At 72.3% G+C, this 13,347-nt stretch carries 15 protein-coding genes and 1 pseudogene; 8 read left to right on the top strand and 8 right to left on the bottom strand.

Annotation, left to right across the window (positions count from 1 at the left end; translation table 11 throughout):
• Positions 1-71: 71 nt before the first annotated feature.
• The 3 genes from ACT3T5_RS10400 to ACT3T5_RS10390 all read right to left on the bottom strand — a co-directional run bounded on the left by ACT3T5_RS10400 (position 72) and on the right by ACT3T5_RS10390 (position 1,546).
• A complete protein-coding gene (locus tag ACT3T5_RS10400; RefSeq protein ID WP_444594288.1) occupies positions 72-386 on the bottom strand; it encodes a hypothetical protein in 315 nt (104 codons plus the stop codon).
• Between the two features lie 139 nt (positions 387-525).
• Positions 526-1,023 (bottom strand): GNAT family N-acetyltransferase, encoded by a 498-nt coding sequence (locus tag ACT3T5_RS10395; RefSeq protein WP_444594287.1) that lies wholly within the window; start codon positions 1,021-1,023, stop codon positions 526-528.
• Positions 1,024-1,030: 7 nt separating this feature from the next.
• Complete coding sequence (locus ACT3T5_RS10390; protein WP_444577228.1) at positions 1,031-1,546, bottom strand: GNAT family N-acetyltransferase; 516 nt, start codon at positions 1,544-1,546, stop codon at positions 1,031-1,033.
• Positions 1,547-1,759: 213 nt separating this feature from the next.
• Between ACT3T5_RS10390 and ACT3T5_RS10385 the strand changes: the two genes are divergently transcribed.
• From ACT3T5_RS10385 to ACT3T5_RS10355, 7 genes and pseudogenes are all read left to right on the top strand, one after another.
• On the top strand, positions 1,760-2,317 hold the full coding sequence (locus ACT3T5_RS10385) for a DUF4242 domain-containing protein (protein ID WP_444577229.1): 558 nt from the start codon (positions 1,760-1,762) through the stop codon (positions 2,315-2,317).
• Positions 2,314-3,438, top strand: coding sequence for an acyl-CoA dehydrogenase family protein (locus ACT3T5_RS10380; RefSeq protein ID WP_444577230.1), 1,125 nt, complete (start codon positions 2,314-2,316; stop codon positions 3,436-3,438). Before ACT3T5_RS10385 ends, ACT3T5_RS10380 begins: the two co-directional genes overlap by 4 nt.
• Positions 3,435-3,839, top strand: a pseudogene (locus tag ACT3T5_RS10375) (ATP-binding cassette domain-containing protein); the annotation flags it as partial. The gene ACT3T5_RS10380 and the pseudogene ACT3T5_RS10375, both read left to right, overlap by 4 nt.
• Before the next feature lie 301 nt (positions 3,840-4,140).
• Positions 4,141-5,298 (top strand): ABC transporter substrate-binding protein, encoded by a 1,158-nt coding sequence (locus ACT3T5_RS10370; protein ID WP_444577231.1) that lies wholly within the window; start codon positions 4,141-4,143, stop codon positions 5,296-5,298.
• Positions 5,295-6,215, top strand: coding sequence for an ABC transporter permease (locus tag ACT3T5_RS10365; protein WP_444577232.1), 921 nt, complete (start codon positions 5,295-5,297; stop codon positions 6,213-6,215). Before ACT3T5_RS10370 ends, ACT3T5_RS10365 begins: the two co-directional genes overlap by 4 nt.
• Before the next feature lie 79 nt (positions 6,216-6,294).
• The gene (locus tag ACT3T5_RS10360) at positions 6,295-7,512 is read left to right on the top strand and encodes an acetyl-CoA C-acetyltransferase (RefSeq protein ID WP_444577233.1); all 1,218 of its coding nucleotides are present in this window, start codon (positions 6,295-6,297) and stop codon (positions 7,510-7,512) included.
• The gene (locus tag ACT3T5_RS10355; RefSeq protein ID WP_444577234.1) at positions 7,512-8,855 is read left to right on the top strand and encodes an acyl-CoA dehydrogenase family protein; all 1,344 of its coding nucleotides are present in this window, start codon (positions 7,512-7,514) and stop codon (positions 8,853-8,855) included. Before ACT3T5_RS10360 ends, ACT3T5_RS10355 begins: the two co-directional genes overlap by 1 nt.
• Before the next feature lie 65 nt (positions 8,856-8,920).
• Here ACT3T5_RS10355 and ACT3T5_RS10350 read toward each other — a convergent pair whose 3' ends face one another.
• From ACT3T5_RS10350 to ACT3T5_RS10335, 4 genes are all read right to left on the bottom strand, one after another.
• Positions 8,921-9,721: a CDP-alcohol phosphatidyltransferase family protein gene (locus tag ACT3T5_RS10350; protein ID WP_444594286.1), complete on the bottom strand. Its 801-nt coding sequence runs from the start codon at positions 9,719-9,721 to the stop codon at positions 8,921-8,923.
• Positions 9,722-9,866: 145 nt separating this feature from the next.
• Positions 9,867-10,037 (bottom strand): hypothetical protein, encoded by a 171-nt coding sequence (locus ACT3T5_RS10345; protein ID WP_444577236.1) that lies wholly within the window; start codon positions 10,035-10,037, stop codon positions 9,867-9,869.
• Positions 10,007-10,753 carry a hypothetical protein gene (locus ACT3T5_RS10340; RefSeq protein WP_444594285.1) on the bottom strand — a complete coding sequence of 249 codons (747 nt, stop codon included), beginning with the start codon at positions 10,751-10,753 and terminating at the stop codon, positions 10,007-10,009. The genes ACT3T5_RS10345 and ACT3T5_RS10340 overlap by 31 nt, the downstream gene beginning before the upstream one ends.
• 95 nt (positions 10,754-10,848) lie before the next feature.
• A complete protein-coding gene (locus tag ACT3T5_RS10335) occupies positions 10,849-11,964 on the bottom strand; it encodes a PLP-dependent cysteine synthase family protein (protein WP_444577238.1) in 1,116 nt (371 codons plus the stop codon).
• 267 nt (positions 11,965-12,231) lie between these two features.
• Here ACT3T5_RS10335 and ACT3T5_RS10330 point away from each other — a divergent pair, with 267 nt between their 5' ends.
• Positions 12,232-12,759 (top strand): hypothetical protein, encoded by a 528-nt coding sequence (locus ACT3T5_RS10330; protein ID WP_444577239.1) that lies wholly within the window; start codon positions 12,232-12,234, stop codon positions 12,757-12,759.
• 97 nt (positions 12,760-12,856) lie between these two features.
• Here ACT3T5_RS10330 and ACT3T5_RS10325 read toward each other — a convergent pair whose 3' ends face one another.
• Complete coding sequence (locus tag ACT3T5_RS10325; protein WP_444577240.1) at positions 12,857-13,318, bottom strand: hypothetical protein; 462 nt, start codon at positions 13,316-13,318, stop codon at positions 12,857-12,859.
• Between the last annotated feature and the right edge of the window lie 29 nt (positions 13,319-13,347).

Here is a 13,347-nt window from a genome sequence, read left to right as displayed (position 1 = left end):
TCGGGCCGGGCGGGCGCCCGACGACGATTCGGGAAGGGGCTGCGCGGGTGATCGGTGCTGGATCGGGGTGTTCAGGCGGTGGCGAGACTCCCGGCGGCGTGGCCCTGGTGGCCCTGGTGGCCCCGGTGGCTCCGGTGGGTGCGGGCGTGGGTGCCGCGCTCACGGCGGAGCAGGGCGAACGGCCGACGGCTGCGGCGCAGGCCGCCGTCGCTCGCCGCGATCTCCAGGGTGCTGGGGTCGAGGCCGCGCTCGGCAGCCAGGGCCTTGGCAGCTCGCAGCTCGTGGAGGGCTTCGACGTCGCCCCAGGCGGCGGGGAGCGGGCGGTAGTCGATCAGGTGGTCGGAGGTGGCTCGGGTGCGGCTGGTGGCGATGGTTGCGTTTCTCATGCTTCGACTATCCCCGCGAGCACGGGGCCGGCGCGTCCGACGGGGAGCGCGAGGCCGTCATCCTGCAGGTGGATCCTGGGGCCGACGCCATGCCACTCACGGGGGACGGGGATCGGTGGAGTGCGTGATCCTTGCTGTCTCAGAGCAGTCCTGCCAGCCGCTTCTCCATCCACTCGTCGGTCTCGGTGGCTGATCGGAGGTGTCCGTCCGCGTCGCGGAACTCGTAGGTGGTCGTCTGCAGCTCACCGGTGCCCGCGTAGCCCAGGCGCTCGTAGAGACGCCGAGCGCCCGGATTGTCGAGGCCGACCCGGAGGCGAACCGCGGTGGCCGGAGCGCATCGTTTCTCAGCAGCGTGCATCAGGTCCGTGCCGATGCCGCGACCCCGGGCGGGGGGCAGCACCCCGACATTGCGGATCTCCGCGATCCGCCCTGGCCGCAGCTCGGCGACTCCGAGGGGCGAGCCGTCGACGACCGCGAGGAGGAAGACGCTGCTCCCTTCGTGGGCGAGGTCGAGCCAGGCGGGGAGGGCATTCGCCCAGGAGCGGGACGCCCGGGCGACCGCGCCGCTGTCGTCGTCGGAGAGCACGCGGATCTCGGCCGCGGCCATGGGGTCGATGGGCTCATCGTGGCGGAGCATGCCGACGTCACCGCACCATGCGGAGGTCGCGGATGTTGGCGAGCTGCTCCTCGACCTGGGTCGCGCCGTCGGGCGTGAAGCCGAGCTTCTCGTAGAAGCGTCGTGCGCGGGGGTTGTCCTCGGCGACCCAGACGCTCGCGGGGCCGCCCTCGAGGATGTCCTCGGTCAGGGCGCGTGCCACGCCGGTGCCCAGCCAGTTCTCGTCGAGGTAGAGCACGGACAGCTCGCGCGGCCGGACCGGTTGCGCGTCGCGCGGCGGCCAGGAGGCGGCCAGACCGATCACGACGCCCTCCGCGTCGCGGCCCACCCGGTATACGCCCTCGTCGGCCGCTCGGGTCCCGGGCGTGAGCCAGTGGGTCCAGTGCTCGATCCGGCGGTCGATCGCCTCCTGCCCGAACCACTCGTCGCCGGAGATCAGATGCGCATAGGCGATCTCCCAGCCGCGCACGTGGATCCGGGCCAGCGCCGGCACATCCTCGAGCGAGGGGGTGTCGATCGTGAAGGTGGGGCCGGAGGTGGTCATGCCGGACAGGGTAGGCCCTCGCACCGACGGGGCCGGAGCTCGCCGTCGGGCGTGGCTCGAGAATGTCGCCCCACGGGTGCCTCTCCGGACATCTCCGTTCATCGACGGACACCCGGGTATTTCGCCGTGGCACGCTAGGTGTGCCACGCTAATGTCGTACATAAGCCCCGCTTCGGCATGACGTCGTGCGGGACCACGAACGAAAGGACCGACATGTCGCTGTTCCTCCTCGAGATCGAACCTGCCGCAGCAACCCGCGAGGGGAGCCAGGCCGTGATCGACGCGCTGCTGGTCCCGACCGGTGAGGGGTCCGCCGCCGAGCTCATCGAGTCGCAGGTGACGGCCGACCACTCGCGCCTGTTCACGATCGTCGAAGCCGGCTCCGCCGAGGAGGCCGAGCAGCTCGCCTCCTCCCTCGGCGACGCCGTCGGCACGGTGCAGGGACCCGACGAGGTCCGCCTGGTCGGCGCCGAGCTCGACGACATCAAGACGCTGCGCCGCGGGGCCGGGTATCTCGTCGAATGGGATATCCCCGCCGAGATCACCATGGAGAAGTACCTGGCGCGCAAGAAGGCCAACGCCCCCAAGTACGCGCAGGTCCCCGAGACCTCCTTCCTGCGCACCTACGTGCGCGAGGACACCGCCAAGTGCCTGTGCTTCTACGACGCCCCCGATGAGGAGGCCGTCGTGCGGGCCCGTGAGGCCGTCGAGACCCCGATCGATCGGATCTGGGCGCTCGGCGCGATCGACCTGGGCGCGAAGAGCTCGTGACCGCCGCCGTCGTCACCGAGGAGCGCAGCGCTCTCGGGCTGGCCGCGCTCCCGCCCTCGGTCGGGGCCGTGGTCGACGACGTGGGGGCGCAGGCCGGCGCCGTCGACCGGGGCGACGCCGACCTCTGGGACGGGTTGCGGGACCTCGGCGAGCAGGATCTGCTCACCGCGCCGCTGCCCCTCGTGGTCGAGCTGGCACATTCCCTCGCACGTCGCTGCACCGCCACCTCCTTCTCGCTGTGGGGCCACCGATCGGCCGTCGAGTATCACGAGGCCACGGGCGCTCCGCTCCCCGCCGGGGCCGACGTCGGAACCGTCGCCCTCGCCTCCGGCATGGCACCCGCCTTCAAGGAGGAGGCCGGGCTCGGCGAGATCCCGCTCGAGCTCACCGATCGGGCGGACGGGACGCTGTCCGTGACGGGCGCGCTGCCGTGGTGCTCGAACCTCCGCCCCGGGGCCTGGATCGTGGCCCCGGTCCGCGGCGCGGGCAACCGGCGCGCCATCGTCCGGTTCGCCCGGGACGCCGACGGGGTGACCGTGAAGCCGCTGAGGGGCCTCACGGCGCTCGACGGCACCTCCTCGGGCGTGGTCCTCCTGGACGACGTGAGCATCCCGGCCGGTGATGTCCTGACGGAGGACCTCCCGGCGTTCCGCGACCGGGTCCGGGCCCCGTTCCTGCTGATCCAGACGGGGATGTGCCTGGGCCTGGCGGGTGCGGCGCTCGACGCCGCGGAATCCGCCGTCGACGCTGCCTCCCGGAACATCCTCGCCGGGGAGTTCCACCAGGGGGCCGCGGACTGGGAGGCTCTTCGTGCGGAGCTGGTGCGCACCGTGGAGCAGGTGACGGCCGCCGCCGCCGGCGACGCTGAGCGGGTTCCCGCCCGTGACCTGGCCTCGGTGCGGCTGGAATCCGCTCTGCTCGCCGGCCGCGCCACTCGTCTCGAGCAGAAGGTCGTCGGCGGTCGGGGCTATGCCCTCGGCTCGGACACCTCGCGTCGAGCCCGGGAGGCGGCCTTCCTCCCCGTGCAGTCGCCGACGGAGACGCACCTGCGTCATCTCCTGGCGGCGCCGAATATCCTGGCGGTGGCGCCGAGTGCGGGCGGCCCCGGGGGTGCGGCATGACGACCCTCGCCCTCCGGGGCGTGACCCGCTGGTTCCCCGGCACCGCCCACCCGGTGCTGCAGGGGCTCGACCTGGAGGTCGAGGAACTCGAGACCCTGTGCGTGCTCGGCAGCTCCGGCGCCGGCAAGTCCACCCTGGTGCGGCTGCTCGCCGGTCTCGACGAGCCGCAGGGCGGCACCATCGACCGCGGTGAGGACCCCCGACGGCCCGCGCTGGTGCCGCAGTCCCCGGACCTGTTCCCCTGGCTCACGGTCGCCGAGAATGTCGGCATCGGGGGTCGCTTCGCCGCGAACGACGGACACTTCCGCACCGAACGGGTCCCGGAGCTCCTCGCCGAGCTCGGCATCGCGGAGCTGGCCGAGGCGCTGCCCGCCGAGCTCTCCGGCGGTCAGGCCCAGCGCGTCGCCCTCGGTCGGGCGCTCGCCGTGGACCCGTCGGTGGTGCTCCTGGACGAGCCGTTCTCGGCGCTCGATCCGGCGATCCGCGCCGACCTGCAGGTGTGGCTGCGGGAGGTCCTCACCCGGGTTCGGATCTCCGCGGTGCTGGTCACCCATGACGTCGACGAGGCGCTCACGGTCGCCGACCGCATCGTCTATCTCGACGGGCCGCGCGGTCTCACCGCCCACTGGCGGCCCGTGAGGATGGCACCGGCCGCGACGAGGTGCTCGCCCACTACCGGGCGGGATCGCTCGGAGCCATCGCATGACCGTGCGCCCGACCCGTCGGGCACTGTTGGGAGGTGGCTCGGCGACCCTGCTGGCCGGGGCGGCGGGCGCCGGTCTCGGTCTCGGCGTGCGCCGCGGTCGCGCCGCCACACCGGACCCGTCGGGCCCGCTGCGGATCGCCTACCTCCCGATCACCGACGCCGCCCCGCTGCTCATCGCGCACGCCCGCGGGTACTTCCAGGAGGCCGGGATCGAGGTCGCCGAGCCGGTGCGCCTGCGCTCCTGGGCCTCGATGGGCGAGGCGCTGCTCGCAGGAAGCGTCGACCTGGTCCACCTGCTGTTCCCGATGGCGCTGCAGATGCGCCTGGACCTCGGGGCGGACATCCGCGTGCTGGGGGCGAACCACGTAGACGGCTCGGCTCTCACCCTCGGCCGGGACGTCCCGGAGACCGCCGCACTCGCCGGACGTACCCTCGCGATCCCGGCTTGGTACTCGATCCACAACGTCATCGTCCAGCAGATGCTCCGTGCCGAGGGGCTCACCCCCGTCGTGCGCCGCACCCCCTCGGCGACGCGCGGAGAGGTCGCGCTGGTTCCCATGGCCCCAGCGGACATGATCCCCGCTCTCGACGCCGGCTCGATCGGCGGATACACCGTCGCCGACCCCTTCAACGCGATGGGGGAGGCGAAGGGCGTGGGCACCATCGGCCGCTTCCTCGGGGACGTCTGGCGCTCCCACCCCTGCTGCGTGACGGTCGCCTCCGGGGGTCTGCTGCGACGACCGGCGGCTCAGATCGACGCCGTCGCCGAGGCCCTGGTGCGCGCACAGCGCACCTGCCGTGAGGATCGCGAGGGGGTCGCCGCGGACCTCGCCGGCACCTACCTGCCGCAGCCCCTGCCGGCGATCCGCGCCTCCCTGCACCGGCCCGATGCCGGCCATGCCCGCGTCGAGCATCCCGACTGGCACGGCGAGACCATCGACTTCACCCCCGTCCTGCGCCCCGGGTTCACCGCCCGGCTCGTCGAGGAGATGCGTGACACGCTCCTGGACGCGCCCCTCGGTGAGCTCAACCGGATCGACCCCGCCGCGGTGCACGGACTCGTCGTCGACGACGACGCCCTGCGGGACGCCGCCCACCGTCTCGACCCGGCGGCGCTGGCGGGCCTGGACGACACCGAGGAGATCCTTCCGTGAGCATCGCCCCCACCGAGCTGGACCCCGACGATCTGGAACCCCCGGACGGCCCCGCGCCGGTGCCTGCTGTCGGAGGGTCCCGCAGCGCTCGGTCGCGACTCGCGCGACCCCCTCGCGCGGCCCTGGCGTGGGGAGCATGCGGCGCGGTCGCGACCGTGCTCGCCTGGTGGGCGTTCACCGCCGTCGGAGGGCCCGGCAGCCCGATGCTCGCCGCCCTCTCCCCGTGGCGGGTCCCCGGCGCCCTGGCCTCGCTGCTGTCCACGGGCGTGCTGCTCCAGGATCTTGTGACCAGCACGGTGCGGCTGCTGGCGGGGCTCGTGATCGCCGCGCTGCTGGGGATCCCCGCCGGGGCGCTGATCGGCCTGCATCGCCCCACGCGCTGGGCCACCGCCGGGCCGGTCCAGTTCGTCCGGATGATCTCGCCGCTGTCCTGGGCCCCGGTGGCCGTCGCCCTGCTGGGCGTGGGCTCCGCCCCCGTCATCTTCCTGGTGGCGGCCGCCGCGATCTGGCCGATCCTGCTGGGAGCCGCCTCCGCGGTGGGGTCGATCGACCAGCGTTATGTCGCCGTCGCGCACACCCTTGGAGCCCGACGACGGGAGATCCTGCGAACCGTGGTCGTCCCCTCGGTGCGGCCTGCGGTGCTCCAGTCGGTGCGCCTGGCGCTCGGCATCGCCTGGGTGGTGCTGGTCCCTGCGGAGATGCTCGGAGTCACCAGCGGGCTCGGCTACGAGATCCTCAACGCCCGTGATCGTCTCGCCTACGACGAGATGCTCGTCGTGATCCTCGTGATCGGTGCTCTCGGCGCCGCGATCGACGCTCTGGCACGCCTGCTCCTCGCTCCTCGGCGCGGCTGGCCCGTGCGGTCGAGTCCTCGCCGGACTTCACATCAGGTACCTGCAACCCGTAGTATCACCTAAAGACCGGGTGTCGGGGAGTTCTCCGCGGCGCCCGAAGACACCGCCGTCCAAGAAGACATCGCCGTCTAAGGAGAACCACGTGCCCGAGGCCGTCATCGTCGCCACCGCCCGCTCACCCATCGGTCGCGCCCGCAAGGGCTCGCTCAAGGACGTCCGCCCGGACGACCTCGCCGCCCAGATGATCCAGGCGGCCCTCGACCAGGTACCGCAGCTGGACCCGAGCACCATCGACGACCTGCAGCTGGGCTGCGCGATCCCCGAGGGGCAGCAGGGCGGCAACCTCGCCCGTACCGTCGCGATCCGCCTCGGCCTGGACGCCGTGCCCGGCGCGACCGTGACCCGCTTCTGCGCCTCCTCGATCCAGACCACCCGCGCCGCGTTCCACGCCATCGTCTCCGGCGAGGCGAAGGCCGTGATCTCCGCCGGCGTCGAGTCGATCTCCTCGAGCACCGGCAAGCTCATGGACGAGGACGCCCGCGACCCGCAGTTCCGCGAGGCTTGGGAGCGCACCGACCGGCGCGCCAGCCGGGAGATCCCCGCCCCCTGGCACGATCCGCGCGAGGACGGCGAGCTGCCCGACGCCTACATCCAGATGGGTCAGACCGCGGAGAACGTCGCCGAGCTGCGCGGGATCTCCCGCGCCGCCCAGGACGAGTTCGCCGTGCGCTCGCAGAACCGCGCCGAGGCCGCGATCGCCTCGGGGTTCTTCGAGCGCGACATCACGCCGGTGACCCTGCCCGACGGCACGGTCGTGGCGACCGACGACGGCCCGCGCGCCGGCGTCACCCTCGAGTCCGTCGGCGCCCTGGATCCCGTCTTCCGCCCCGACGGGACCGTCACCGCCGCCAACTGCTGCCCGCTCAACGACGGCGCCGCCGCCCTCGTGATCATGGAGGCCGAGTACGCGAAGGAGCTCGGCATCACGCCGCTCGCCCGCGTGGTCGCCACCGGCGTCTCCGGCCTCAGCCCCGAGATCATGGGTCTCGGACCGGTCGAGGCGACCCGCAGGGCACTCGCGCTCGCCGAGATGAGCATCGACGACATCGACCTGGTCGAGATCAACGAGGCCTTCGCCGCCCAGGTGCTCCCGTCGGCCGAGGATCTCGGCATCGACCACGACAAGCTCAACGTCCACGGCGGCGCGATCGCGCTCGGCCACCCCTGGGGCTCCACCGGCGCCCGCCTGACCACCACCCTGCTGAACGGTCTGCGCGAGCGCGACGGCCGCTTCGGCCTGGCCACCCTGTGCGTCGGCGGCGGGCAGGGAATGGCCCTCATCATCGAGAGGATGTCCTGATGACCAGCACGAACAGCACTCCCTGGAACGCCCCCACCCCCGGGCACATCTCCCTCGGCGGCAACCCCGGCAGTCCCGAGGATGACCGGCAGGACTCCGTCGTGACCGACCGCGCCGTGGTCTCCGCGCCCGACGCGACCGCCGCGACGCCGGCCGAGCTGCTCCCCGTCACCGCGGACCACTTCTCCCTGTTCCAGGACGTGGCCGGTGAGGATCTCGCGGCCTGGCGTGACGCGCGCTCGCTGGCCGCCGAGGTGCTCCCGCGGATCAACGACTGGTGGGACCGCGGCGAGTACCCGATCGAGCTGGTCGGCCGCCTCGGCGAGCTCGATCTGCTCACCGACGGGCTCGACGTCCCCGGACATCGCTCGCTCACCCCGCTCGCGACGGGCCTGGTGAACATGGAGCTCTCGCGGATCGACGGATCCGTCGGCACCATGGTCGGCGTGCAGGGCGGCCTCGCGCTGCGCTCGATCATGCTGCTGGGCTCGGAGGAGCAGAAGCAGCGCTGGGCCGAGCCGCTCGCGACCGGCACCGAGTACGCCGCCTTCGCCCTCACCGAGCCCGATCACGGCTCCGACTCCGTCTCCCTGGAGACCGTCGCCCGCCGGGACGGGGACAGCTGGGTGCTCAGCGGCGAGAAGCGCTGGATCGGCAACGGCGCCGGCTGCCACGTCTCCGTGGTGTGGGCCCGGGTCGAGGATCCGAGCGATGAGGCTCTGAACGGCCAGGTCAGCGGCTTCCTCGTCGACCAGTCGCTGCCCGGCTACGAGGCCGAGGTGATCCGCGGCAAGGTCGCCCTGCGCGCCATCCACCAGGCGCACATCACGCTGACCGAGGTCACGGTCCCGCTGGACGCCCGCCTGCCCGGCGCCCGCTCCTTCAAGGACACCTCGACAGTCCTGTTCGCGACGCGTGCGGGCGTGGCCTGGGGCGCCCTCGGCCATGCGACCGCCTGCTACGAGGCCGCGCTCGAGCACGCCACCACACGCATCCAGTTCGGGCGCCCGCTCGCGAAGGCGCAGAGCGTCCAGGTGCGTCTGGCCTCCATGCTGCAGACCCTCACCTCGATGCAGCTCTACTGCGTGCGCCTCGCCGAGCTCGAGGCCGACGGCACGATCCGCCCTGAGCAGGCCTCGCTGGCCAAGGTGCACAACACCCGCGCGGCCCGCGAGATCGCCTCCGACGCCCGGGATCTGCTCGGCGGCTCCGGCATCCTGCTGGAGAACCGGGTGGTGCGCCACCGCAGCGACATCGAGGCGCTGCACACCTACGAGGGCACCGACACCATGCAGTCGCTCATCGTGGGTCGCTCGATCACGGGGACCAGCGCCTTCGTGTGAGGGATACCCGGCACGGGAGCAGGCTCACAGCACCTGCTCCTGTGCCCTAGGCCTGCTCCTGTGGCTCAGGCCTGCTCCTGGGCCCGTGCCTGCTCCTGCACGCGTGCCTGCTCCTGCATCCCTGCCTGCGCTCGCCACTCTGCCCGCTCCTGCGCGATGACGTCCCGCCCGAAGGACAGCACGAGCAGGGCGAGCGCGACGGCGAGGATCCCGGTGGCCAGCTGCGCCGGGATCACGGGCACCGTCGCCGCCAGCAGGGACACGCCCTGGAGGGCACCGATCAGCCGCCGGGACAGGCTGTAGCCGAGCGGTCGGCGCAGCGCCGGGCGGATCCCTGAGGCCGCGACGTACGCGTAGCGCATCAGCCCGATCGCGAGCACCCAGGGGCCCACGGTGATCGCGGCGAGCGCGGAGAGCGCCATGACCAGCGCTGCGTCGGCCTCCATGTCGATGCGGGCCCCGATCGGGCCAGCGGTTCCGGTGCGCCGGGCCACGTGGCCGTCGATCCCGTCGGAGGCGAGGGCGACGCCGATCAGCGCCGCGAGGACCCACCCGCGCGAGGGCACTTGCCCGGCGAGGGCGAGAACGGTCACCGCAGCGAGCGCCCCGGCTCCCAGCAGGCGCAGCATGGTCAGGAGGTCCGCCGTGGTGACGGGGCCCGGAGCCCGGGGACGCAGGGTCACGGCCGCGACGGCCAGCGGTGTCAGGCTCAGCAGCAGAGCGAGAGCGCCGATCAGCGCCGGCGGTGAGGCCAGGAGGACGAGGCCGGTTCCTACCGTGAGCAGACCGGCGGTGAGCAGGGCGAGGACCGTCGTGACGCGGCGCAGGCCCTGCGGCCGGGGCGTGGCGGATTGCGCTGGCTCCATCGCCCGAGCGTAGCCCCCGGCCTCTGAGCCGGCGGGCAGCGTCCGGCATCCCACCCGACGCCCCACCGAGGCCGGTGCGCCGGCTGCCTCGTGCAGGTGCCCTCGATCTCCCGCCGCTCCATGTCCGCCGACGCCGCGGTACGCGTCACAGCCCACGCAGGGTCTGGGCGAGGACCTCGCTGTGCTGGCCGGGGCACAGGCGGTACGTCCAGGTCTGAGAGGGCTTCCCCTGCTTGATCACTCGGTTCTCCCCGGTCTGATCACCGCAGCCGAGCGTGTCCTGATTCAGCAGGAAGGCGTTGAGGTCGGTGAGCACGGTGCCGGTGGTGTCCCAGCCCAGGGGTGCGCCGTCCCCCTCGTCGGGCGCGAGTTCGTCGCCCCAGCCTGCCGGGGGGGGGGGGTCTCCCCGGTGATCCCCATCCCGATCTCGTGCCGCGCCGCGGAGAGCTCGTATCGCTCGACCGGGGCCGATTCGTCCGGGCCGCCCCCGGTGGGGCCGTCCTCGGTCCAGGGACGAATCTCGATCGTCCAGTCGTCGACGGGGTGGGCGAGCTGCCCGAGCGGCTCGGGGTCGGCATCGCGCACGGAATCCTCCAGGTCGCGCAGGGGCGTGCCGTCGCCGCAGTCCTGCACGTCGGAGTCGTGGGTGATCGATCCGGAGATCGAGACGCTCGTGGCCGCGATGTCGGTGCAGGGATTGTGCTCCTTCTCCGAGAGCTTCCCCTCCCAGACCACATAGGCGCCGGCCCTCTTCTCGATGAGGTCGCGCGCCTCGGGGTCGAGCTCATCGGTGGTCTCGTAGATCACCGCCCCGTTCGGGAGCTCGTAGCGCTGGCTGATGGTGTCGGCCGCGATCGTCGTGGAGCCCTCTCCGAAGTACCCGAACATCCCCGCGGCGGAGCTGCCGATGGTGATGACGTCGTCGTCGGCGAGCTCAGGTCCGTCCCCGGCGGGCAGCAACGAGCAGGAGCTCAGGGCGAGCGTGAGCGCGCCAAGCAGGGCAAGTGCCCCGGGTCGTCGTGCGGTCATCATGGATCCCCTCCTCCAGGCTCCCCCGAGCCGTGTGCCGCCAGCGTACTGGGGACGCGGCACGCCGAGGAGGGGGAGGAGTCCCCACCGGACCCGGCTCAGGCGCCCCCGAGCGGCAGAGTCCGCTCGAGCTCTGCCCGCCAGGGGGCCAGGTCCCAGCCCTGCGCCGCGACCCAGTCGTCGTCGAAGTAGGTGTCCCCGTAGCGGTCGCCGCTGTCGCACAGCAGCGTGAGCACCGAGCCGCTCTCACCGCGCTCGCGCATCTGGGCGATCAGCTGCGCCGCCGCCATCAGGTTGGTGCCGGTCGACGCCCCGACGCGCCTCCCCAGATGCTCCGACAGGTGGCGGGCGGCGGCGATCGAGGCCGCGTCCGGCACCCGGATCATCCGGTCCACCACCCCGGGCACGAAGCTCGGCTCGACCTGGGGGCGACCGATGCCTTCGATGCGGGAGCTGTGGTCCGTGGTCACCGTGGGGTCCTGCTGCACCCAGCCCTCGAAGAACGCGGAGTTCTCGACATCGGCGACGCACAGCCCGGTGGGCAGGCTGCGATACCTCAGCAGACGGCCGAAGGTCGCGCTGGTGCCGCCCGTGCCGGCGCCGACGACGATCCAGCGCGGCACCGGATGCGGTTCGAGCTCCAGCTGCGCGAGCGCGCTGACGGCGATCGAGTTGTTCCCGCGCCAGTCGGTGGCCCGTTCGGCATGGGTGAACTGGTCCATGAACAGCCCGCCCTGCTCGTCGGCCAGGCGCTGCGCCTCGGTGGCCATCTGCTCGGCGTGATCCACGTAGTGGCAGCGGCCGCCGGCCGATTCGATGAGTGCGATCTTGCTGGTGCTGGTGGACCGCGGCACCACCGCCACGAACGGGATCCCCAGCATCTTGGCGACATGAGCCTCGCTGACGGCAGTGGACCCCGAGGACGCCTCGATCACCGGCATGCCCGGCCGCAGCTGGCCGTTGACCAGGGCGAACAGGAACAACGAGCGGGCCAGCCGATGCTTCAGACTGCCCGAGGCATGCGTCGACTCGTCCTTGAGGTAGAGCTGGATGTCCCAGCTCGGAGGCAGGTCCACGCTCACCAGGTGGGTATCGGCGCTGCGACGCCCGTCGGCCTCGAGCCGATGGATCCGCTCCGCCACCCATCCCCTCAGGGACTCATCGCTGCGATCCAGGTCCTCGAGCTGCTGCGGCCACATCGCGGTGTCATCCATGCGACGACCGTACCTGGGGGAGGAGGCTCGGTCTGCCCGGAGACGGCGGACCCTCGCGCACCAGCCCTCGCGGCTCCGATCGTGCACACTGTCGGGAGGCACGAGATGCTCGGCCGCGCTCTGGAGACGGACGACGATCGGTACGAACGACGAGACGATCGCGACGAACGACGAGACGATCGCGACGGATGACGAGTGGTCGACGGAGCGGGTGGTTGACGGAGTGAGTGGTCGACAGAGTGAGTCGACAACGGGGTGGGGGGACGGATGACTGCGCGCACGACGGTGGACGATGCTGCGTGCCGCACAGAGCGCCGACGCACCGGCCGTGTCCCACTGCTGCTCTCCGCCGCGGCGCTGCTCACCGCCTGTGGTGGCGTGGTGCCTCTGCCCGCGGGAGAGGCCGTCGCGCACTACGACGAGGTCGCCGCGGAGCTCACCTCCGCACTCGGCGAGTCGACCGGTCAGGAGTGGAGCCTTCTCGAGCACCGGCGGGAGGTGCAGGAGCGAGAGGGAGTGTGCCGGTATTCGCCGGGCGACTGGGAGACCGGGACGACCCTGCTCGGCGTCTCCGGGGACGACGGATGGGACGAGATCATCGCGGCAGTCGACCCGGTGCTCGTCGAGCACGGGTTCTCCGAGCTCGAACGCCCGACGCGACAGGGAGCGCTGTACCTGGTCCGCGCCGCGGACGAGCACGGGGCCGAGGTGACGCTCTCGGCGCAGGGAACGCTCCGCATCGCCGATGCAGAGATCACGACGGAGTCCTGCTCCGCAGAGTCGCTCGCCCTCTGAGCGGGTGGCGGCGCTGAGTGCTGATCACTGATCACTGAGCGCTGAGCGTCGGCCTCGACGAGGGGTGCCGGGACGATCGCCGCTGTGGCCGATCTGCTCAGACGGGGGAGCGCGTGCCGGCCGCGGGATGTGCTCCACGAGCGCGGTGGGCCTCTTCACGGCTGCGCAGCAACTCGACTGTGCGGGCATCGTCCCAGCGCATGAGCAGGTAGTAGGCGAGAGGCAGCGCGACGGTGACCGCTGCGCGCCATGCGAACGGCGCGTCATGGGGCAGCCAGGTGGCCAGCAGGTAGCTCACCGCGATGAACACCGAGCTCGCGACCCGTGCCGGCGTGAACGCGGGAGCGATGAAGGCTCCCCAGCACCGGATCTGTGCCGTGATCCCGAGCGTGCCGAACAGTGCCAGGAGCACGAGGAGGAGCAGGAGCCGGGCGATGATCGGCAGAGGAAGCACCTCGAAGAGCAGCGCCGCCATGGCACCGTAGAGGATCGCCTCCGCCACATGCACAGCGCGAGGGACGCGGCGGGGTGTGGGGAGGGCGGCGGTCGACGTCGTCATCTCGGACCTCCTAGGGCGTTCCACCGTAC

Source organism: Brachybacterium sp. AOP3-A1-3 (genome assembly GCF_052378285.1).
In the GTDB taxonomy this organism is placed as follows: domain Bacteria; phylum Actinomycetota; class Actinomycetes; order Actinomycetales; family Dermabacteraceae; genus Brachybacterium.
The sequence above is the reverse complement of the archived record's forward strand: the minus strand, read 5'-3'. Positions and strand labels throughout refer to the sequence as shown.

Excerpts from the sequence above, each read along its gene's own strand:
- ACT3T5_RS10350 (WP_444594286.1), bottom strand. The coding sequence starts at position 9,721 with ATGGAGCCAGCGCAATCCGCCACGCCCCGGCCGCAGGGCCTGCGCCGC.
- ACT3T5_RS10340 (WP_444594285.1), bottom strand. The coding sequence starts at position 10,753 with ATGATGACCGCACGACGACCCGGGGCACTTGCCCTGCTTGGCGCGCTC.
- ACT3T5_RS10390 (WP_444577228.1), bottom strand. The coding sequence starts at position 1,546 with ATGACCACCTCCGGCCCCACCTTCACGATCGACACCCCCTCGCTCGAG.
- ACT3T5_RS10385 (WP_444577229.1), top strand. The coding sequence starts at position 1,760 with ATGTCGCTGTTCCTCCTCGAGATCGAACCTGCCGCAGCAACCCGCGAG.
- ACT3T5_RS10355 (WP_444577234.1), top strand. The coding sequence starts at position 7,512 with ATGACCAGCACGAACAGCACTCCCTGGAACGCCCCCACCCCCGGGCAC.
- ACT3T5_RS10400 (WP_444594288.1), bottom strand. The coding sequence starts at position 386 with ATGAGAAACGCAACCATCGCCACCAGCCGCACCCGAGCCACCTCCGAC.
- ACT3T5_RS10370 (WP_444577231.1), top strand. The coding sequence starts at position 4,141 with ATGACCGTGCGCCCGACCCGTCGGGCACTGTTGGGAGGTGGCTCGGCG.
- ACT3T5_RS10330 (WP_444577239.1), top strand. The coding sequence starts at position 12,232 with ATGACTGCGCGCACGACGGTGGACGATGCTGCGTGCCGCACAGAGCGC.
- ACT3T5_RS10335 (WP_444577238.1), bottom strand. The coding sequence starts at position 11,964 with ATGGATGACACCGCGATGTGGCCGCAGCAGCTCGAGGACCTGGATCGC.
- ACT3T5_RS10325 (WP_444577240.1), bottom strand. The coding sequence starts at position 13,318 with ATGACGACGTCGACCGCCGCCCTCCCCACACCCCGCCGCGTCCCTCGC.
- ACT3T5_RS10395 (WP_444594287.1), bottom strand. The coding sequence starts at position 1,023 with ATGCTCCGCCACGATGAGCCCATCGACCCCATGGCCGCGGCCGAGATC.